22 protein-coding genes and 1 other annotated feature are annotated in these 19,359 nt (G+C 52.8%); of the genes, 13 read left to right on the forward strand and 9 right to left on the reverse strand.

Annotated features, from left to right (window positions below; all coding sequences use genetic code 11):
* The first annotated feature begins 25 nt into the window (after positions 1 to 25).
* The 7 genes from ffh (at position 26) to B3B59_RS04730 (ending at position 5,600) form a co-directional block, all read left to right on the forward strand.
* Positions 26 to 1,387 carry a signal recognition particle protein gene (gene ffh, locus B3B59_RS04700; RefSeq protein WP_212476284.1) on the forward strand — a complete coding sequence of 454 codons (1,362 nt, stop codon included), beginning with the start codon at positions 26 to 28 and terminating at the stop codon, positions 1,385 to 1,387.
* 254 nt (positions 1,388 to 1,641) lie between these two features.
* Positions 1,642 to 1,890 (forward strand): 30S ribosomal protein S16, encoded by a 249-nt coding sequence (gene rpsP, locus B3B59_RS04705; RefSeq protein WP_003863133.1) that lies wholly within the window; start codon positions 1,642 to 1,644, stop codon positions 1,888 to 1,890.
* 15 nt (positions 1,891 to 1,905) lie between these two features.
* Positions 1,906 to 2,445, forward strand: coding sequence for a ribosome maturation factor RimM (gene rimM, locus B3B59_RS04710; RefSeq protein WP_040074387.1), 540 nt, complete (start codon positions 1,906 to 1,908; stop codon positions 2,443 to 2,445).
* Between the two features lie 30 nt (positions 2,446 to 2,475).
* Positions 2,476 to 3,243: a tRNA (guanosine(37)-N1)-methyltransferase TrmD gene (gene trmD / locus B3B59_RS04715; protein WP_040074388.1), complete on the forward strand. Its 768-nt coding sequence runs from the start codon at positions 2,476 to 2,478 to the stop codon at positions 3,241 to 3,243.
* A gap of 43 nt (positions 3,244 to 3,286) precedes the next feature.
* Positions 3,287 to 3,634, forward strand: coding sequence for a 50S ribosomal protein L19 (rplS, locus tag B3B59_RS04720; RefSeq protein WP_002914145.1), 348 nt, complete (start codon positions 3,287 to 3,289; stop codon positions 3,632 to 3,634).
* Positions 3,635 to 3,765: 131 nt separating this feature from the next.
* Positions 3,766 to 4,194 (forward strand): DUF2946 domain-containing protein, encoded by a 429-nt coding sequence (locus tag B3B59_RS04725; RefSeq protein ID WP_286808205.1) that lies wholly within the window; start codon positions 3,766 to 3,768, stop codon positions 4,192 to 4,194.
* Between the two features lie 38 nt (positions 4,195 to 4,232).
* Positions 4,233 to 5,600 (forward strand): PepSY-associated TM helix domain-containing protein, encoded by a 1,368-nt coding sequence (locus tag B3B59_RS04730; RefSeq protein ID WP_212476280.1) that lies wholly within the window; start codon positions 4,233 to 4,235, stop codon positions 5,598 to 5,600.
* 4 nt (positions 5,601 to 5,604) lie between these two features.
* Here B3B59_RS04730 and B3B59_RS04735 read toward each other — a convergent pair whose 3' ends face one another.
* From B3B59_RS04735 to B3B59_RS04750, 4 genes are all read right to left on the reverse strand, one after another.
* Positions 5,605 to 6,087 carry an OmpA family protein gene (locus B3B59_RS04735; protein WP_286808209.1) on the reverse strand — a complete coding sequence of 161 codons (483 nt, stop codon included), beginning with the start codon at positions 6,085 to 6,087 and terminating at the stop codon, positions 5,605 to 5,607.
* A gap of 13 nt (positions 6,088 to 6,100) precedes the next feature.
* A complete protein-coding gene (gene dgcN, locus B3B59_RS04740; RefSeq protein WP_286808211.1) occupies positions 6,101 to 7,321 on the reverse strand; it encodes a diguanylate cyclase DgcN in 1,221 nt (406 codons plus the stop codon).
* Entirely contained in the window at positions 7,314 to 7,847 is a 534-nt protein-coding gene (locus B3B59_RS04745) for a YfiR family protein (protein ID WP_046886237.1), read from the reverse strand. Before B3B59_RS04745 ends, dgcN begins: the two co-directional genes overlap by 8 nt.
* Positions 7,848 to 7,993: 146 nt before the next feature.
* Positions 7,994 to 8,368, reverse strand: a complete 375-nt coding sequence (locus B3B59_RS04750) for a DUF2799 domain-containing protein (protein ID WP_212476272.1) — start codon at positions 8,366 to 8,368, stop codon at positions 7,994 to 7,996.
* A gap of 214 nt (positions 8,369 to 8,582) precedes the next feature.
* On the opposite strand from B3B59_RS04750, the gene aroF reads away from it, so the two are divergent.
* The 3 genes from aroF to B3B59_RS04765 are packed head-to-tail and all read left to right on the forward strand — an operon-like array spanning position 8,583 to position 11,718.
* On the forward strand, positions 8,583 to 9,653 hold the full coding sequence (gene aroF / locus B3B59_RS04755; RefSeq protein WP_207292238.1) for a 3-deoxy-7-phosphoheptulonate synthase: 1,071 nt from the start codon (positions 8,583 to 8,585) through the stop codon (positions 9,651 to 9,653).
* Between the two features lie 10 nt (positions 9,654 to 9,663).
* Positions 9,664 to 10,785 (forward strand): bifunctional chorismate mutase/prephenate dehydrogenase, encoded by a 1,122-nt coding sequence (gene tyrA, locus B3B59_RS04760; RefSeq protein WP_046886235.1) that lies wholly within the window; start codon positions 9,664 to 9,666, stop codon positions 10,783 to 10,785.
* Positions 10,786 to 10,845: 60 nt separating this feature from the next.
* Positions 10,846 to 11,718: an SMP-30/gluconolactonase/LRE family protein gene (locus B3B59_RS04765; protein WP_286808213.1), complete on the forward strand. Its 873-nt coding sequence runs from the start codon at positions 10,846 to 10,848 to the stop codon at positions 11,716 to 11,718.
* Here B3B59_RS04765 and pheA read toward each other — a convergent pair.
* From pheA to bamD, 4 genes are all read right to left on the reverse strand, one after another.
* Positions 11,715 to 12,875, reverse strand: coding sequence for a bifunctional chorismate mutase/prephenate dehydratase (gene pheA / locus B3B59_RS04770; protein WP_286808215.1), 1,161 nt, complete (start codon positions 12,873 to 12,875; stop codon positions 11,715 to 11,717). The genes B3B59_RS04765 and pheA overlap by 4 nt on opposite strands.
* 30 nt (positions 12,876 to 12,905) lie before the next feature.
* Positions 12,906 to 13,031: a sequence feature (Phe leader region), on the reverse strand.
* The gene (locus B3B59_RS20470; protein WP_411815397.1) at positions 12,983 to 13,030 is read right to left on the reverse strand and encodes a hypothetical protein; all 48 of its coding nucleotides are present in this window, start codon (positions 13,028 to 13,030) and stop codon (positions 12,983 to 12,985) included. (Overlaps the previous feature by 48 nt.)
* A gap of 103 nt (positions 13,032 to 13,134) precedes the next feature.
* Complete coding sequence (gene raiA / locus B3B59_RS04775) at positions 13,135 to 13,476, reverse strand: ribosome-associated translation inhibitor RaiA (RefSeq protein ID WP_032613238.1); 342 nt, start codon at positions 13,474 to 13,476, stop codon at positions 13,135 to 13,137.
* Between the two features lie 270 nt (positions 13,477 to 13,746).
* A complete protein-coding gene (bamD, locus tag B3B59_RS04780; RefSeq protein WP_212476267.1) occupies positions 13,747 to 14,484 on the reverse strand; it encodes an outer membrane protein assembly factor BamD in 738 nt (245 codons plus the stop codon).
* 130 nt (positions 14,485 to 14,614) lie between these two features.
* Between bamD and rluD the strand changes: the two genes are divergently transcribed.
* From rluD to clpB, 3 genes are all read left to right on the forward strand, one after another.
* On the forward strand, positions 14,615 to 15,595 hold the full coding sequence (gene rluD / locus B3B59_RS04785) for a 23S rRNA pseudouridine(1911/1915/1917) synthase RluD (protein ID WP_046886231.1): 981 nt from the start codon (positions 14,615 to 14,617) through the stop codon (positions 15,593 to 15,595).
* Entirely contained in the window at positions 15,592 to 16,323 is a 732-nt protein-coding gene (yfiH, locus tag B3B59_RS04790) for a purine nucleoside phosphorylase YfiH (RefSeq protein WP_286808216.1), read from the forward strand. Before rluD ends, yfiH begins: the two co-directional genes overlap by 4 nt.
* A gap of 129 nt (positions 16,324 to 16,452) precedes the next feature.
* Positions 16,453 to 19,026, forward strand: a complete 2,574-nt coding sequence (gene clpB / locus B3B59_RS04795; RefSeq protein WP_040074444.1) for an ATP-dependent chaperone ClpB — start codon at positions 16,453 to 16,455, stop codon at positions 19,024 to 19,026.
* Positions 19,027 to 19,171: 145 nt separating this feature from the next.
* Here clpB and B3B59_RS04800 read toward each other — a convergent pair.
* Positions 19,172 to 19,359 (reverse strand): hypothetical protein (locus tag B3B59_RS04800; protein ID WP_286808218.1); only part of this gene is annotated, 188 nt, incomplete at its 5' end.

Raw genomic sequence — 19,359 nt, forward strand, 5'->3', positions numbered from 1 at the left:
ACGTTTCTACCCCAGGCGAGAGACAATGTTTGATAATTTAACCGATCGTTTGTCGCGCACGCTGCGCAACATCAGCGGCCGCGGACGCCTTACCGAAGAGAATATTAAAGAGACGCTGCGCGAAGTCCGCATGGCGCTGCTCGAAGCCGACGTGGCGCTGCCGGTCGTGCGTGAATTCATCAACCGTGTGAAAGAGAAAGCGGTTGGCCATGAAGTTAACAAGAGCCTGACCCCAGGGCAGGAGTTCGTCAAAATCGTTCGTAATGAACTGGTTTCGGCGATGGGCGAAGAGAACCAGGTGCTGAACCTGGCGGCTCAGCCACCTGCGGTCGTGCTGATGGCGGGCCTGCAGGGTGCAGGTAAAACCACCAGCGTTGGTAAGCTGGGTAAATTCTTGCGCGAGAAGCACAAGAAGAAAGTGCTGGTTGTTTCTGCGGACGTCTATCGCCCGGCGGCGATCAAGCAGCTCGAAACCCTGGCCGAGCAGGTTGGCGTGGATTTCTTCCCGTCCGACGTTGCCCAGAAGCCAGTCGACATCGTTAACGCGGCGCTGAGAGAAGCGAAGCTGAAATTCTACGACGTGCTGCTGGTGGATACCGCCGGTCGTCTGCACGTTGACGAAGCGATGATGGACGAGATCAAGCAGGTGCATGCCTCTATCAATCCGGTAGAGACCCTGTTTGTTGTTGACGCCATGACCGGTCAGGATGCGGCCAATACCGCCAAAGCGTTTAACGAAGCGCTGCCGTTAACCGGCGTGGTACTGACCAAAGTGGACGGTGACGCCCGCGGCGGTGCGGCGCTCTCTATTCGTCATATCACCGGTAAGCCGATTAAGTTCCTCGGCGTGGGTGAGAAAACCGAAGCGCTGGAGCCGTTCCATCCGGATCGTATCGCCTCGCGTATCCTCGGCATGGGCGATGTCCTGTCCCTGATCGAAGATATCGAAAGCAAAGTTGACCGCGCACAGGCTGAGAAGCTGGCGAATAAACTGAAGAAAGGCGATGGCTTCGACCTGACCGACTTCCTTGAGCAGCTGCGCCAGATGAAAAACATGGGCGGCATGGCAAGCCTGATGGGCAAACTGCCGGGCATGGGCCAGATCCCGGACAACGTTAAATCGCAGATGGACGATAAGGTGCTAGTGCGTATGGAGGCGATTATCAACTCGATGACGCTGAAAGAACGTGCGAAGCCAGAAATCATCAAAGGTTCGCGTAAACGTCGTATCGCAGCCGGCTGCGGTATGCAGGTGCAGGACGTAAACCGTCTTCTGAAACAGTTTGACGACATGCAGCGCATGATGAAGAAAATGAAGAAGGGCGGTATGGCGAAGATGATGCGCGGGATGAAGGGGATGATGCCCCCAGGATTCCCTGGCCGCTAATCAATTCTGGCCTGGCTTGTTTGCCATTTTGGCACCGGGGTGTGCTCGTCATCCTCACGTACTGCGTGTACGCTGCGGTGACTGCGCGCACGCCGGCACCAAACTGACTGCACCGCCGACGGCCTTTTACAGCAGAATATGAACTGCTGATTGCATTTTCCCCAGAAATCAGTAAAATTTTCGGGCTTTTAATATGACACCCGGGCTCCGTTCCTCGATGGGGCCCGGTTGTTTTATTCACACAAGAGGATGTTATGGTAACTATTCGTTTAGCACGTCACGGCGCTAAAAAGCGTCCGTTCTACCAGGTTGTTGTTACTGACAGCCGTAATGCACGCAACGGTCGCTTCATCGAGCGCGTTGGTTTCTTCAACCCACTGGCCGCTGGCGCAGAAGAAGAAACCCGTCTGGATCTGGATCGTATCGCTCACTGGGTTGGCCAGGGCGCTACTGTTTCCGATCGCGTTGCTACGCTGATCAAAGCAGCAAACAAAGCAGCTTAATCTGTCACGGTGGTCATGATGAGCAATAAAGCACCTGTTGAACCGATTGTATTGGGCAAAATGGGTTCTTGCTACGGTATCCGTGGTTGGCTCAGAGTGTTTTCCTCCACTGAAGACGCTGATAGCATTTTTAATTACCAGCCCTGGTTTATCCAGAAAGCCGGTAAGTGGGTCGAAGTCGAGCTGGAAAGCTGGCGTCACCACAATCAGGACATCATCATCAAGCTGAAAGGCGTAGATGATCGTGATGCCGCGAATGCACTGACTAATTGTGAAATTGTCGTGGATTCGTCGCAGTTGCCACAGCTGGAAGAGGGCGACTACTACTGGAAAGACCTTATGGGTTGCCAGGTGGTCACTACCGAAGGCTACAGCCTGGGGAAAGTCATCGATATGATGGAAACCGGGTCAAATGACGTTCTCGTTATTAAGGCAAACCTGAAAGATGCATTTGGCATCAAGGAGCGGTTGGTTCCGTTCCTCGATGGACAGGTTATCAAGAAAGTCGATCTCACTACTCAAACGATTGAAGTAGATTGGGATCCTGGTTTTTAAATTCTCCTGAAAACGGTAAAAGACGGCGCTATGTGGATTGGCATAATCAGCCTGTTTCCTGAAATGTTCCGCGCGATTACCGATTACGGGGTAACTGGCCGGGCAGTAAAAAATGGCCTGCTGAGCATCGAAAGCTGGAGTCCTCGTGATTTCACGCATGACCGGCACCGTACCGTGGACGATCGTCCTTACGGCGGCGGACCGGGGATGCTCATGATGGTTCAACCTTTACGGGATGCCATCGCAGCAGCTAAAGCCGCGGCAGGTGAAGGCGCGAAGGTGATTTATCTGTCACCTCAGGGACGCAAGCTTGATCAAGCGGGCGTGAGCGAACTGGCGACGAATCAAAAGCTGATTCTGGTCTGTGGGCGCTACGAAGGTGTAGATGAGCGCGTAATTCAAACCGAGATTGACGAAGAATGGTCTATCGGCGATTACGTTCTCAGCGGTGGTGAGTTACCGGCAATGACGCTGATTGACTCCGTGGCCCGGTTTGTTCCGGGTGTACTGGGACATGAAGCATCAGCAACGGAAGATTCCTTTGCTGACGGGTTGCTGGATTGCCCCCACTATACTCGTCCTGAAGTGTTAGAAGGGATGGAGGTTCCGGCAGTATTACTGTCTGGAAACCATGCCGAGATACGTCGCTGGCGCCTGAAGCAGTCGCTGGGCCGAACCTGGCTTAGAAGACCTGAACTTCTGGAAAACCTGGCTCTGACTGAAGAGCAAGCAAAGTTGCTGGCCGAGTTCAAAAGAGAACACGCGCACCAGCAGCATGAACATGATGGGAATGCGTAATACGCTCCCGAATATCAGTTTACCCAGGATAAGAGATTAAATTATGAGCAACATTATTAAGCAACTTGAACAAGAGCAGATGAAGCAGGACGTACCTTCCTTCCGTCCGGGTGATACCGTGGAAGTGAAAGTATGGGTTGTTGAAGGTTCCAAAAAACGTCTGCAGGCATTCGAGGGCGTGGTTATCGCTATTCGTAACCGCGGTCTGCACTCTGCATTCACTGTTCGCAAAATTTCCAACGGCGAAGGCGTTGAGCGTGTCTTCCAGACTCACTCTCCGGTAGTTGACAGCATTGCTGTTAAACGTCGTGGTGCTGTACGTAAAGCTAAACTGTACTACCTGCGTGAGCGTACTGGTAAGTCTGCTCGTATTAAAGAGCGTCTGAACTAAGATTCGCTTAAGCGACATCCTGTTAAAAAGGGCTGACCGAAAGGTTGGCCCTTTTTTTATCTTATCCTCTCTCTCGCGTTAACCCTTTCGACATAAATCGTTTACAATACCCCCGCTTTACTGGAGGGATAATGACGTTAAATCGGCAGCTAAAAAGATGGCAACGCGCAGCGGCATGGTCCGCGCTGTTTGCGATCCTGCTGATCGTTGTCGCGCCGTTAATTTCAGTATCGCTCAATAAAGATCCCATGAGCGCCATGCCCGGGATGCACCATGAAATGAGCATGGCAGAGCATCATGCGATGCCCCATGACATGCCTCACGACATGTCTCACAACACACCAGAAAGCTTGCCTATCGATCACGCTGAAGCCTGTGGCTACTGCGTGCTCCTGGCGCATGTTCCAGGGCTACTCCTGGCGCTGGTTGTGCTGCTTGCCGGAATGTTGTTAAGACAGCGGGTCACCCCAGCGCGGCCGGTTGTTAAACACTGGTACTTCTTCCCCTGGCTTTACCCTGATACGCGTGCACCGCCGCGCCAGTCTGCTTTTTCCCTTTAAAAATACAATCGATAACTTTTTGCCTTAAAAGGAAAAGTATGACTACCTGCACTCCGCGCGCGGCATGGGGCAACCTATTACGTCGCTTACACTTTTACGTTGGTCTGTTCGTCGGGCCCTTTATCTTTATTGCCGCGCTCTCCGGCACGCTGTATGTCGCCACGCCACAGCTGGAAGAGGCGCTTTATCATCAGGCCCTGCATACCGATTCACAGGGGCCTGCGCGGCCGCTGGCAGAGCAAATTGCTGCAGCAGACAAAGTGACGGGCGGCGAGTTGCGTCTGCATGCTGTACGTCCGGGTTTGGTTGCGGGTGAAACTACCCGGGTCATGTATGCCGACCCTGAACTGTCTGCCTCTGAAAACCGGGCGATTTTTATCGATCCCGTGAGCCTCGCCGTTCGGGGCGACATGACCGTTTACGGTACCAGTGGGATCCTGCCACTGCGCCAGAAAATTGATTACCTGCATCGCTCGCTGCTGCTGGGAGATGTTGGACGCCTGTATAGCGAGCTGGCCGCCTCATGGATGTGGATTGCTGCCCTTGGCGGAATCGCATTGTGGTTTATCACCCGGCCGAAACGTCGCATTAATAATCGTTTCCAGAATCGTCGTCGGCTACATGTCACTCTCGGCTGGACGTTGCTGGTCGGTATGCTGCTCTTTTCTGCTACCGGACTTACCTGGTCACAGTGGGCAGGCGGCAACGTAGATAAACTGCGCGCGCAGATGGGATGGATGACGCCACAGGTGAATACGCAATTGCAGGGGCCGGCGATGGCTGCCGATCCGCATGCTGAACATCATGGACATGGAATGAGCATGCCGATGCCTGCGGTTAAACCGGATTTGACGCTATTCGACGGTGTGCTGCATGCGGCTAAAGCGGCAGGTATTGATGCGTCTCGCCTTGAAATTCGACCGGCTAAAAGCGACACCCAGGCCTGGACGGTGACGGAAATCGATCGTGGCTGGCCTACTCAGGTGGATGCCGTGGCGGTGGATCCGCACACTCTGAGGGTACTCGACCATGCTCGTTTCGCCGATTATCCGCTAATGGCAAAGTTAACTCGCTGGGGTGTGGATCTGCATATGGGTGTGCTGTTTGGCTTGCCGAATCAGTTGCTCCTCATCGCCTTTGGCGTTGGCCTGTGCGTGATGATTGTCTGGGGTTATCGCATGTGGTGGATGCGCAGGCCGGCACATAATGTGATGAATCCGGCCCAGATGCTCTTTCAGAGCTGGAAAGATTTACCGATCTGGGGGCGAATGGTCACGCTGTTGATTAGCGTGCTGCTGGGTTTGATGATGCCAGTGATGGGATGCAGTCTGGTGCTGTTTGTCATGATTGACTGGCTGCGCTGGCGCAAAGCCAGCGCGCTTTCACTGGCAGAATCGATGAAATAACGCCTCAGGGCGTGCTGATAACGACCGCGACGCGGCGGTTTTCGGCACGTCCCTGGGCTGTTTTGTTATCTGCCACCGGGAATTTCTTGCCTAACCCGTTAGTGGTGAAATTGTTGCGAGAAACCTGGGCACCCTGTGCCCACGCATCCGCGACCACATTTGCCCGTTTCAACGAAAGACTTTCGTTGTAACTATCCTCACCGTAGTTATCCGTATGACCATCCATGCGCGCATGGGTCAGCCCGGTTGTGGCAAGACGCGATGCCATGGTTTTGATCTGCTGCTCGCTTTCGGGGCGTAGCTGATATTCGTTTTTGCCGAACAGGATCTTTGCCGATAGCCCAAGTGACCAGTCGCCATTCTCTTCACTAAAGCCGTATGACTTCATAGCGGAAATCTGCTCCGGCGTAAATTTCCCCTGCGGTGCCTGACATCCGGTAAGCATTGCTGAAGCTAATACTAACGGTGCGATATAACGCCTGAACATAGTGTCATCCTTTTTACGATATTGTTTTTGCGCGCCGGTGTTTTACCCGGTACATATTTCTGTCGGCCTGCTCCAGTAAATGTTCAACCGAACTGTGTTCCCACGTTAGAGCAGAGCCAATACTTAAAGACATTGTTGTTGTGTTGCCGTTATGCAGATCAAATGGAGGAGTAAACCGTTGCGCAATGTCGGCGCAGAGATCCTGAACTTCGTATTCCGAGTGGATGTCGTACAGGATCACCGCAAATTCATCTCCGCCCAGGCGGAAGGACTGATGGCGATTGCTGCTAAACTCGACCAGACGGCGGGCCACTTCTATCAATACACAATCCCCGGCCGCATGCCCCCAGGTATCGTTAATCCGTTTGAAATCGTCGCCATCCAGAAAGAGCAGGGCAGAGCGGGTGCTTGCGGCGGCGTCATTCATCAGCGAATGGATGCTGGTACGAAACGCTGCACGGTTGGCAAGCCCGGTAAGGGGATCGTGCATCGCTGTGCGAAGTAATTGCGCATTCTTAGCCTGCAACTTCAACTGCCACTCTTCCATCTCATCCAGCAGGCTATTGAAATCCTGACCGAAGCGATGAAATTCGTCGATGCGTTCCTGCTGCACGCGACGAGAGAAATTACGGTTCGAGCGCACATCATGCACCACATCGGTAATGTTCTGTAGCGCATCCACCACACCGTTATGCAGGCGGCGGGTGATGGTTAACGCGATAAACGAGGCGAAGAGAATACAGCCGGTGAGCACGGCAAAAGAGGTCCACAGGAAATGGCCGATCAGGCTATCGCGTGCGGTAAGACGTAATTCACCAATGGTCTGGCCGTTATGCTGAACGGGCTGAGAGACCGGCAGCGGGAAGAGCCAACGGCTGACCAGGGCGCCCAGTTTGTCCGTATTATCATTTGGTCCCATTGACCAGGCAGCAAAGCGCTTGTTGTGGTGGTCTACCACCACGGCGGCGGAAAATTGTCCCTGCTTACCCAGGGTCGCGAGCGTTTCGTTGGCGGCGGTGGCATCGTTGAATACCATCGCGGCCTCCAGGCTGCGGCTCATTGTGGCCCCGGTTAAAGCCAGATTTTTTTGTGCATACTGTTTCAGCGTGACCACAGAAGCAATGCTAAGGAGTAGCCAGACCAGGATCATGGTAATGACGACGCTAATTAGGCTGATACGGCGTAACGTACGTTTAAACGTTGGACGCGGAGTCGAATAATTTTCCTTATTCATGCTTTGGATTCCGTGCAAGCATTAATACATCCGGATTAACTCTGACGCCGCTGCGAGAAAGTGCATCCAGATTGACGGCGAACCGCACCCGGGCGCTGTCAAATATCAAACAGAACGCACTGCCAATTTGGCATTGTGAGTTTTGTTCGGAGATTAATAATAAGGGGCGGGAATGAAAGGCGTTGATTAATTCTTGCTGGGATTCCGGTGATTCGTTGCCAAAATAGAGGGCATTGCAGCCAGCTCCCAGTGCTTCCTGGTCGTTGTGGACAATAATCGGTATGTAAGAAAGAGGTACGTTATCACTCCCGCTCAGCACTTGCGTAAAACGGGAGGTGGAAAAGATACAGAGCGTGGGCTGGCTTTGCAGCCCAGGCCAGCGGGTATAACTGACGATGCCAGAGACAATCGCACGGACCGACGTATCGGTCTGAGTCCAGGTAGCACTGGCTGCAAATCCGAACGGAATAAACAGAAACAGTGCCGCTGCGACCCAGCGCCAGGAGATAGTTAATGAGTGTCTCACCAGATTCTGCTACCCCGCCCAGGGATTATATGTCCTGAAAATTCTCAGAAAGAATATCATCGTTTATCTGGGCAGTCATTACGGCCCTAAATCTCTTTAGGGACTTAAGTAAAATCTAAGCATTCTATTCTGGGCGAAAGTCATAATTAATTCAGACGACTTGATTGCGTCCCTTCATCCATACCTTGCTGCCAGGCTTGTCGAAGTTCCTTATTGTTTTCTACGGTATCACAGCTGGCCGGGAATATTTTTCCCGACATACCCCAGGCAAATAAAAGGTCTTCCCGACATATTTTCTCTTGCCCCGCCTTATAGCCCTTTAGATAGCGACTCCGATCGACTTCGGGATCGTGATAGGTATCGGCCAGCGTTTCGTTGGATTTGATCGCCGCACCGCTCAGCGCATCTTCTTTTCCGGCATCGAACCAGTCGGTGCCCGTCCAGTCAGGTTGATGGGTATAGGGATCGACCTGACAGGCAGCCAGCAGCAGGCAAAGCAGTGAAATCGCAATCGGGCGCATTGATGTTCTCCGTTTTATTTCAGCATAGCCTGGCGAATAGGAATATGGACTGTAATTTATTCTTTACGAATTTGTGGGCTTTTTTTTCATTAAAATAGCCTTTCGTAAACTTTTATGTACGTATTTTGGATTGAAATCTTTACTTGTTATGGTATGGTTAGGTCTCCTCACTGAGGAAAACAACTATCGCAAACGAGCTTCCAGGATCGCCATCATGCAAAAAGACGCGCTGAACAACGTACATATTTCCGATGAACATGTTTTGATCACCCCGGATCAACTGAAAGCGGAATTCCCGCTGAGCATCGAGCAGGAAGCGCAAATCGCGCACTCCCGCCAGACCATCTCTAACATCATTGCTGGCCGTGACCCGCGCCTGCTGGTGGTGTGCGGTCCATGCTCTATTCACGATCCTGAAACTGCCATTGAATATGCTCACCGATTTAAAGCCCTTGCCGCAGAGGTCAGCGATAGCCTCTATCTGGTGATGCGCGTCTATTTTGAAAAACCCCGTACCACCGTTGGCTGGAAGGGGCTGATTAACGATCCTCATATGGATGGCTCGTTTGATGTGGAAGCAGGCCTGAAGATTGCGCGTAATCTTCTGGTGGAGCTGGTCAGTATGGGGCTGCCACTGGCGACCGAAGCACTGGATCCGAACAGCCCGCAATACCTTGGGGACCTGTTCAGCTGGTCAGCCATTGGCGCGCGTACCACTGAATCACAAACTCACCGTGAAATGGCCTCTGGCCTTTCAATGCCGGTTGGATTTAAAAATGGTACCGACGGAAGCCTAGCTACGGCGATTAACGCCATGCGTGCCGCCGCGATGCCTCACCGTTTTGTGGGCATCAACCAGGCCGGGCAGGTGTGCCTGCTGCAGACCCAGGGTAACCCGGACGGGCATGTGATTTTGCGCGGTGGCAAAGCGCCTAATTACAGCCCGGCGGACGTCGCGCAGTGTGAAAAAGAGATGGAACAGGCGGGACTGCGCCCGGCGCTGATGGTAGATTGCAGTCATGGTAATTCAAACAAAGATTACCGCCGTCAGCCAGCGGTGGCCGAATCGGTGGTAGCGCAGATTAAAGATGGCAACCGCTCAATCATTGGTTTGATGATCGAGAGCAATATCCATGAAGGAAATCAGTCATCTGAACAGCCTCGCAGCGCCATGAAACACGGTGTTTCCGTGACCGATGCCTGCATTAGCTGGGAAACCACCGATGCGCTGCTGCGTGAGATCCACAAAGATTTAAATGGCCAGCTGGCGAAGCGTCTGGCTTAAGAGGGTAGTTATGGTTGCTGAATTGACCGCGTTACGCGATCAAATTGATGAGGTGGACAAGGCGCTGCTGGATTTGCTGGCGCGCCGGATGTCGCTGGTTGCCGAAGTGGGCGAGGTTAAAAGTCATTACGGCCTGCCGATTTATGTACCTGAACGTGAAGCCTCCATGCTGGCATCCCGTCGAAAAGAGGCTGAGGCGCTGGGCGTCTCACCGGACTTAATTGAAGATGTCTTACGCCGTGTAATGCGTGAATCTTACTCCAGCGAAAACGATAAGGGTTTTAAAACCCTGTGTCCTTCGCTGCGCCCGGTAGTCATTGTTGGCGGTGGCGGCCAGATGGGGCGTCTGTTTGAAAAGATGCTTACCCTTTCTGGCTACCAGGTGCGTATTCTGGAAAAAGAGGACTGGGCACAGGCCGAAGCAATGGTATCGGACGCCGGTATGGTTATTGTCAGCGTGCCAATTCACGTGACGGAAGAGATCATTGCTAAACTGCCTCCATTACCCAAAGACTGTATTCTGATCGATCTGGCGTCCGTGAAAAATGGTCCGCTGCAGGCGATGCTGGCTGCCCATCAGGGGCCGGTGCTAGGTCTGCACCCGATGTTCGGCCCGGACAGCGGCAGTCTGGCGAAGCAGGTGGTTGTCTATTGTGATGGCCGCCAGCCGGAGGCGTATCAGTGGTTCCTGGAGCAAATACAGGTCTGGGGCGCGCGTTTGCACCGCATCAGCGCAGTTGAGCATGACCAGAATATGGCATTCATTCAGGCGCTGCGCCACTTTGCCACCTTTGCCTATGGCCTTCACCTGGCGGAAGAGAACGTACAGCTTGAGCAACTGCTGTCGTTGTCTTCACCCATCTACCGTCTGGAACTGGCTATGGTCGGGCGTCTGTTCGCCCAGGATCCGCAGCTTTATGCCGACATTATTATGTCGTCAACGAACAACCTGGCGCTGATCAAACGTTATTACCAACGCTTTGGCGAGGCCATAACGCTGCTGGAGCAGGGTGATAAACAGGCCTTTATCGACAGTTTCCGCAAGGTTGAACACTGGTTTGGCGATTACGCTCAGCGCTTCCAGAGTGAGAGCCGGATACTGTTACGACAGGCAAATGACAGTCGTCAGTAATCCAGTGATGTATATACTAAAAGCCAGCAACGCTGGCTTTTTTCATTATGGGGAACGGTTATGGCTGAATTACAGCGCCTGTTTAACTACACCGGGCACTTACCGGAATGTCCAACCTGGAGCGAGGAAGAACAGGCTCTCTACTGGGCAGATATTCTTGAGGGCGAGATCCACCGTTATCATCCGGTCAACGGTGAACATTCTGTACTGGCTTTTCACGAAGAGGTGGGCTGTTTCGCGCTGCGTGAGCGGGGCGGATTTATTGTCGCCATGCGTAATGCCATCTGGCTAACGGATAAAAACGGCACCCTGCAGCGTAAAGTCTGTGATAACCCCTCTAACCCGCAGCTTGCCCGTTTCAACGATGGCGGAACTGACCCTCTCGGACGTTTCTACGCGGGTACGTTCTGGGCGCCGGGGGATTATAACGGGGCTATGCTGATGCGTATTGATAACGATCTTACGCCCAGGGTTATCCAGTGTGATATCCAGGGACATAATGGGGTGGCTTTCAGCCCGGATAGCAAGTGGATGTATACCTCAGATACGCCAAATGCGGTGATTTATCGCACTCCGCTCGATGAACAGGCCGAGCCCGGCCAACGTGAAGTGTTCTGTCAATTCGTAGAGGGCGAAGGCATTCCGGATGGCGCGGCCATGGATGTGGAAGGGTGTTACTGGAGCGCCATGTATGATGGCTGGCGTATCGCCCGGTTTTCACCCATGGGCGAGCAGCTCGAGGAGTATAAACTGCCGGTACGTTGCCCCACCATGGTCTGCTTTGGCGGTGCGGATATGAAAACGCTCTTTATTACCACCACGCGTGAAAACATGAGCGCGGAAGAAGTGAAGCAATACCCTTTATCCGGCGCAATCTTCACCCTGCCAGTGAATGTGGCAGGGGTGAAGAAAAGCCTCTTTATCGAGCGTTAAACAGGATCGACGGGCACGACATTTTCGCCAGGATAGCAGCCCAGCACTTTCATTGAGCGGGTGATATCACTTAGCTCACGCAGGGCACTCTGCATGGATGCAGATTCAAGGTTGGCCTGGATATCCAGGTAAAACATCTCTTCCCATGGGTTGCCATTAATGGGACGGGACTCCAGTTTGGTCATGATCAGGTTGTGGTTGCGTAATACCAGCAGCGCTTCAACCAGCGCGCCCGCCTGCTGCCCTGTCGCCATCAACAACGTGGTTTTGGCTGGAACCTGGTCAGAGACATTAATTGCTTTACGTGCCAGCACAATAAAACGGGTGATATTTTGCGTCTGGTTTGCCAGGTTACGTTCCAGCACCTGTAAATGATAGAGCGCACCACCGGCTTCGCTGCCCAGTGCCGCCACGGTAGGGGAGTTAGCCTGAGCAACTTTCTCCATCGCAGCGGAGGTGCTCTCGGTGTACTCAATTTTCCAGTCCGGATAGCGATTCAAAAACTGGCTGCATTGCTGGAAAGGCTGCGGGTGGCTGTAAACGGTCTTAATTTGGCTCAGGTCCGTCGAGCCGGAGACCAGCACGCAGTGGTCAATGGGGATGGTCAGTTCACCAACCAGCGACAGGCTGGTGTGTTGCAGCAGGTCATAAACGTCGTTGATTGCCCCGGAGCTGGTGTTCTCGATTGGCACCACAGCGTAATCGGCCTGGCCGGTCTCTACCTGGTTAAAGATATCGGCAAACTTCGCGCATCCGCTCTCAATAAACTCGTCGAAATGACGAGCAGCATACTGGCGTGCCGCCAGGTGCGAGTAAGATCCTTTCGGGCCAAGGAAAGCAATACGGGCAGAGTGGGGATTAGTTTTATTCAGATGTTGCTGGAGCAGAGCTTGTTGGGTAAGCACCGAGTCTTCGATGATCAGCTGGAACAGGCGGGTAATATAGTGCGCATCCAGATGATGAGCTTTACCCAGCTGAATTAACCGCTCCATCAGGTCGCGTTCGCGGTCAATGTCACGTACCGGACGATGAGTGGCGAGCTTGGCTTTACCCACTTCAACCGCCAGGGTACGGCGTTCAGCCAGCAGTGAAAGCAATCTCTCATCCAGTGCGCTGATCTTATCGCGCAGTTCCAGTAACGGGTTTTCCTGTGTCATCGCTTTGCCTTAATCATATTATCGTTATCAATAAAAAAGGCCCCCCGGTTTGGGAGGCCTTGTTGTTCGTCTTCGCATTCTTTATCACACGACGAAACGCCTCCCAATCAGGGGAAGGTAAAAAAGAATGCGAAGAAAAACGGTTTAAGCATCAGGGAAGATTCCTTGTAAAGACAGACTTAAAGTACCTGTACTGTTTTCACCCTGTCAATAAAAAACGCGCCCGAAGGCGCGTTGGCGATAAACTCAATGTAAAGGATTACTCATCTTCAACTTCTTCAGCGAAGCTGGCGTCTTTCACCGATGTTGTGGCGCGACGGGCTTCCCCTTTGTGTTGCACTTTATTGAGCTGCCGTTCCAGCTTGTTGATCAAATCGTTAATAGCGGTGTACATATCCTCGTGTTTTGCGCTGGCGACCAGATGGCCGTTAGGAGTATTGATAGTTGCATCAGCGATGAAGCCCTGCGGCTCCTTGGACAGAATGATATGTGGATTAATCAGGTGTGTTTGCCATTTATCCAGTTTGGCGAGACGGTCTGCGACGTGCTGGCGGATTGCCGGAGTAATTTCCATTTGTTTACTGGTAATGTTCATTGTCATAAATTTTACCTCTTGTCTTTCCGTCTTGGTGATTCCAGCATACCGTCTCTAATGTCAAAATGTGTGATGTAAATCACGTTATTTTGTCACTTTTTGTCAGTTCCTTCTTTTTGTGAGCCAGGACAGGAAGACGTAAGCTTAACCTTGTCGAAGAGCTGATTAGGGGTCATAGTTGACTGGATGGGTAGCGGCTAAACCGCTTCAGCGAAAGCTGTAAACGCATAAAAAAACGGCAGCCCGAAGGCTGCCGTTTCTCTTGAAAGCGATAAATCAGGTGTTGCTGCTGTTGGCAGCAATGATTTTTGCCACTTTCTCAGCCTGGGCATTCATCTGCAGCTGGCGATAGGCGTTTTCCATCAGCTTCAGGCCATTACGCGTAGCCTGCGTATCCGGATAATCACGCAACATTCCTTCAACGCGGTTCACCACGGCGACCCATGCGCCACGACGCGTATAGTATTCGGCAACGGAGTATTCGTATTTAGCCAGACGATCTTTCAGGAATACCAGACGTTTTCCGGCATCGGTCACGTACTGGCTGTTCGGATAACCACGAACCAGCTTGGAGAAATCGTTGAACGCATCGCGAGCGTGCTGCGGGTCGCGGTCAGAGCGATCCACGCCGAAGAAGCCTTGCAGCGCACTGTCATCCAGCGCCATGTTAGTCAGGCCGCGCATATACATCACGTAATCGATGTTAGGATGAGTCGGGTTCAGACGGATGAAACGATCGATAGTCGCCTGAGCCAGCGGGAGATCGGCGTTTTTATAGTAGGCGTAGATGAGATCCAGCTGCACTTGCTGCGAATACGGACCAAATGGATAGCGATTATCCAACGCTTCCAGTTGCGTTATCGCCTGTTTCCAGTTACCGTCCTGCAGCTTTTGCTGAGCAGTCGCATAGATTTCATTCGGCGGATTGTCAGGGACCTGTTCATTTGAACCGGAGCAGCCCACCAAAGCCAGGCTCAACGTGGCCGCTGCCACCAGATATTTCATGCGCGTCATGACGTTTTGACTTTCCTCAAATGTTTGTCCGGGAGAATCTCTTTCCTGCTCCCGATTAAGACCAGCTACAATAGCACACTATATTAAACGGCAAAGCCGTAAAACCCAACGTTAAACGAAGAAGCAGTCCATGGCACAACGAGTAGAACTCACCGCAACAGTCTCCGAAAATCAGCTCGGTCAACGCTTAGATCAAGCTTTGGCCGAAATGTTCCCTGATTATTCGCGTTCACGCATAAAAGAATGGATCCTTGACCAGCGCGTGCTGGTAAATGGCAAAGTCTGGGACAAGCCGAAAGAGAAAGTGTTAGGCGGGGAGGTTGTCGCCATTGATGTTGAGATCGAAGAAGAAGTTCGCTTTGAGCCTCAAGATATCCCGCTGAATATCGTCTACGAAGATGATGACATCCTCGTTATTAATAAGCCGCGCGACCTGGTTGTCCACCCAGGAGCAGGTAATCCTGACGGGACGGTGCTGAATGCACTCCTGCACTATTATCCGCCCATTGCTGATGTGCCGCGTGCGGGCATTGTTCACCGTCTGGATAAAGACACCACTGGCCTGATGGTGGTAGCGAAAACTATTCCGGCGCAGACGCGCCTGGTAGAGTCCCTGCAGCTGCGTGAAATCACCCGTGAATATGAAGCCGTTGCAATCGGGCATATGACCGCCGGGGGCACGGTGGAGCAGCCGATCAGCCGCCACCCGACCAAACGAACGCATATGTCAGTGCATCCGATGGGTAAACCTGCGGTGACGCACTATCGCATCATGGAGCACTTCCGTATCCACACGCGCTTGCGCCTGCGTCTGGAAACCGGGCGTACGCACCAGATCCGTGTGCATATGTCGCATATCACTCACCCGCTGGTGGGTGATCAGCTGTACGGTGGCCGTCCGCGTCCGCCGAAAGGTGCGTCGGAGGCGTTCATCGCCGAACTGCGTAAATTTGACCGCCAGGCGCTGCATGCGACCATGCTGCGTCTGTACCATCCGATCTCCGGTATTGAGATGGAGTGGCATGCGCCTATTCCGCAGGATATGGTGGACCTTATTGACGCCATGCGCGCCGATTTCGAAGAACATAAGGACGATGTGGACTGGTTATGACTAAAGTGATTATCCCGCAATGGCCACTGCCTGAAGGTGTGGCCGCCTGTAGTTCTACGCGTATTGGCGGCGTCAGCGAAGGGGATTGGCACTCACTCAACCTCGGGGCGCACTGCGGTGATAATCCAGAACATGTCGAAGAGAACCGCCGCCGTATGTTTACGGCTGGCCGGTTGCCGTCCAAACCGGTCTGGCTTGAACAGGTTCATGGCACGCAGGTGCTCAAACTCACCGGCGAACCTTACGTTTCAAAACGTGCTGACGCTTCCTGGAGCAATACGCCGGGTACCGTTTGTGCCGTGATGACCGCCGACTGTTTACCTGTGCTTTTCTGTAATCGCGCGGGTACGGAAGTGGGGGCTGCCCATGCAGGCTGGCGAGGCCTGTGTGCCGGCGTGCTGGAAGAGACCGTCGCCTGTTTTAACGATAAGCCAGAAAACATCCTCGCCTGGCTTGGGCCCGCAATCGGCCCTCAGGCCTTTGAAGTAGGCCCCGAAGTACGAGAGGCCTTTATGCACGCCGACCCGCAGGCGGCCAGCGCATTCACGCCAGTCGGTGAGAAGTATATGGCCGATATTTACCAGCTTGCGCGTCAGCGCTTAGCCGCGCTGGGTGTGACGCAAATTTACGGCGGCGATCGGTGCACCTTCACAGAACGGGACGAATTCTTCTCATATCGTCGCGACAAGACTACCGGTCGTATGGCAAGTTTCATTTGGCTGATATAACCTATAGAATCAAGACGATCCGGTACGTGTAGTTTTCTTTTCGCATAATTCAGGTCATTCACCTTGAATAATTGAGGGATGACCTCATTTAATCTCCAGTAGCAAATTTGACCTGTTATGGGAGGAGTTATGCGTCTGGATCGTCTTACTAATAAATTCCAGCTTGCTCTCGCTGATGCCCAGTCACTCGCACTGGGGCACGACAACCAATTTATTGAACCTCTTCATTTAATGAGCGCCTTACTGAATCAGGAAGGGGGATCAGTACGTCCTTTATTAACCTCTGCTGGCGTCAACGTCGGGCAGCTTCGTACGGCCATCGATCAGGCATTAAGCCGTCTACCGCAGGTAGAAGGTACCGGCGGCGATGTGCAGCCATCTCAGGATCTGGTGCGGGCGCTAAACCTGTGCGACAAACTGGCGCAGAAGCGTGGGGATAATTTTATTTCGTCGGAACTCTTTGTTCTGGCAGTGCTTGATTCACGTGGCACGCTGACCGACCTGCTGAAATCTGCCGGAGCGACAACTGCTAATGTGACTCAGGCGATCGATCAAATGCGTGGAGGTGAAGGCGTGAACGATCAGGGAGCCGAAGACCAACGTCAGGCGTTGAAAAAATTTACTGTCGATCTGACCGAGCGTGCCGAGCAGGGCAAACTTGACCCGGTGATTGGCCGTGACGAAGAGATACGTCGTACTATCCAGGTACTGCAACGCCGTACTAAAAATAACCCGGTACTCATCGGTGAACCCGGGGTCGGTAAAACGGCCATCGTTGAGGGGCTGGCTCAGCGTATCGTCAACGGCGAAGTACCGGAAGGGCTGAAAGGCCGCCGCGTACTGGCGCTGGACATGGGTGCGCTGGTGGCCGGGGCGAAATACCGCGGTGAGTTCGAAGAGCGTCTGAAAGGGGTGCTGAACGATCTGGCTAAACAGGAGGGTAATGTCATCCTGTTTATTGACGAATTGCACACTATGGTGGGCGCGGGTAAAGCCGATGGGGCGATGGACGCCGGCAACATGCTGAAACCTGCGCTGGCGCGTGGTGAACTGCACTGCGTAGGGGCCACTACACTCGATGAATATCGTCAATACATAGAAAAAGATGCCGCGCTGGAACGTCGATTCCAGAAGGTGTTTGTTGCAGAACCGACGGTCGAAGACACCATTGCCATTCTGCGTGGTTTAAAAGAACGTTATGAATTGCACCACCATGTGCAGATCACTGACCCGGCGATTGTGGCTGCGGCAACCTTATCGCATCGCTACATTTCCGATCGTCAGCTGCCAGACAAAGCCATCGACCTTATCGATGAAGCCGCTTCCAGCATTCGTATGCAGATTGACTCGAAGCCGGAAGAGCTCGACAGGCTCGATCGCCGCATCATCCAGCTCAAGCTGGAACAGCAGGCGTTGATGAAAGAGTCAGACGACGCCAGTAAGAAACGTCTCGACATGCTCAATGAAGAGCTGGACGACAAAGAGCGTCAGTATTCGGTGTTAGAAGAAGAGTGGAAAGCAGAAAAAGCCTCCCTCTCCGGTACCCAGACTATTAAAGCCGAGCTCGAGCAGGCAAAAATTGCGATTGAGCAGGCGCGTCGTGTGGGCGATTTAGCGCGCATGTCTGAACTGCAGTACGGCAAAATACCGGAGCTCGAAAAACAGCTGGAAGCCGCTACCCAGTCTGAAGGCAAAACAATGCGCTTACTGCGTAACAAAGTGACGGATGCAGAAATTGCGGAAGTGCTGGCGCGTTGGACCGGTATCCCCGTGGCGCGCATGATGGAGAGCGAACGCGAAAAACTGCTGCGCATGGAGCAGGATTTGCATCATCGGGTTATCGGCCAGGATGAAGCGGTTGAGGCGGTGTCGAATGCCATCCGCCGTAGTCGTGCAGGGTTATCCGATCCTAATCGTCCCATCGGTTCGTTCTTGTTCCTGGGGCCAACTGGGGTCGGTAAGACGGAACTTTGTAAAGCGTTGGCGAACTTCATGTTCGATAGTGATGACGCGATGATTCGTATCGACATGTCCGAGTTTATGGAAAAACACTCGGTGTCTCGTCTGGTCGGCGCGCCTCCGGGATATGTCGGCTATGAAGAGGGCGGTTATCTGACCGAAGCGGTTCGTCGTCGTCCTTACTCTGTCATCCTGTTGGATGAAGTAGAGAAAGCGCACCCGGATGTGTTTAACATTCTTCTGCAGGTACTGGATGATGGCCGTCTGACCGACGGGCAGGGGCGAACGGTTGATTTCCGTAACACCGTGGTCATTATGACCTCTAACCTGGGTTCCGATTTGATTCAGGAACGTTTTGGTGAACTGGACTATAGCCATATGAAAGATCTGGTTCTGGGTGTCGTCAGCCAAAACTTCCGTCCGGAATTCATTAACCGTATCGACGAAGTCGTAGTATTCCACCCGCTGGGTGAGAAACACATCGCGTCGATTGCCCAGATCCAGTTGCAGCGTCTGTATAAACGATTGGAAGAGCGCGGTTATGAAATTCATATTTCCGACGAAGCGCTGAAGCTGCTGAGTGCAAATGGTTATGATCCTGTTTATGGTGCTCGTCCATTGAAACGAGCAATCCAGCAACAGATAGAAAACCCGCTGGCACAGCAGATTCTTTCCGGGGAGTTGATCCCGGGCAAGGTTATCCGTCTGGAAGCCAACAACGATCGCATTGTGGCAGTGCAGTAAGTCACAAAACAGTAAAAACGAGCCGCTTGCGGCTCGTTTTTGTTTAAAAACCAGGCAATAATGCGTCTCTGACGTATAAATCGACCAAATAGTGAGCGGTTGGTAAATATTTTTAACTTTGTACTTGCGGGTTCGGAATAACTCCCTATAATGCGCCTCCACTGACACGGAACAACGGCAAGCAAGCCGCCGGGTCAGAAGGGTTCTCCCGCTGAGGCGGTTGAAGAATCCCGGAGAAAAGCGAAAATAATTGCTTGACTCTGAAGCGGGAAAGCGTAATATGCACACCCCGCGCCGCAGCGAAAACGAAGCGGCACTGCTCTTTAACAATTT

The sequence above is a fragment of the Leclercia sp. UBA2479 genome, from assembly GCF_002341985.1.
Classification (GTDB): domain Bacteria; phylum Pseudomonadota; class Gammaproteobacteria; order Enterobacterales; family Enterobacteriaceae; genus Enterobacter; species Enterobacter pneumoniae.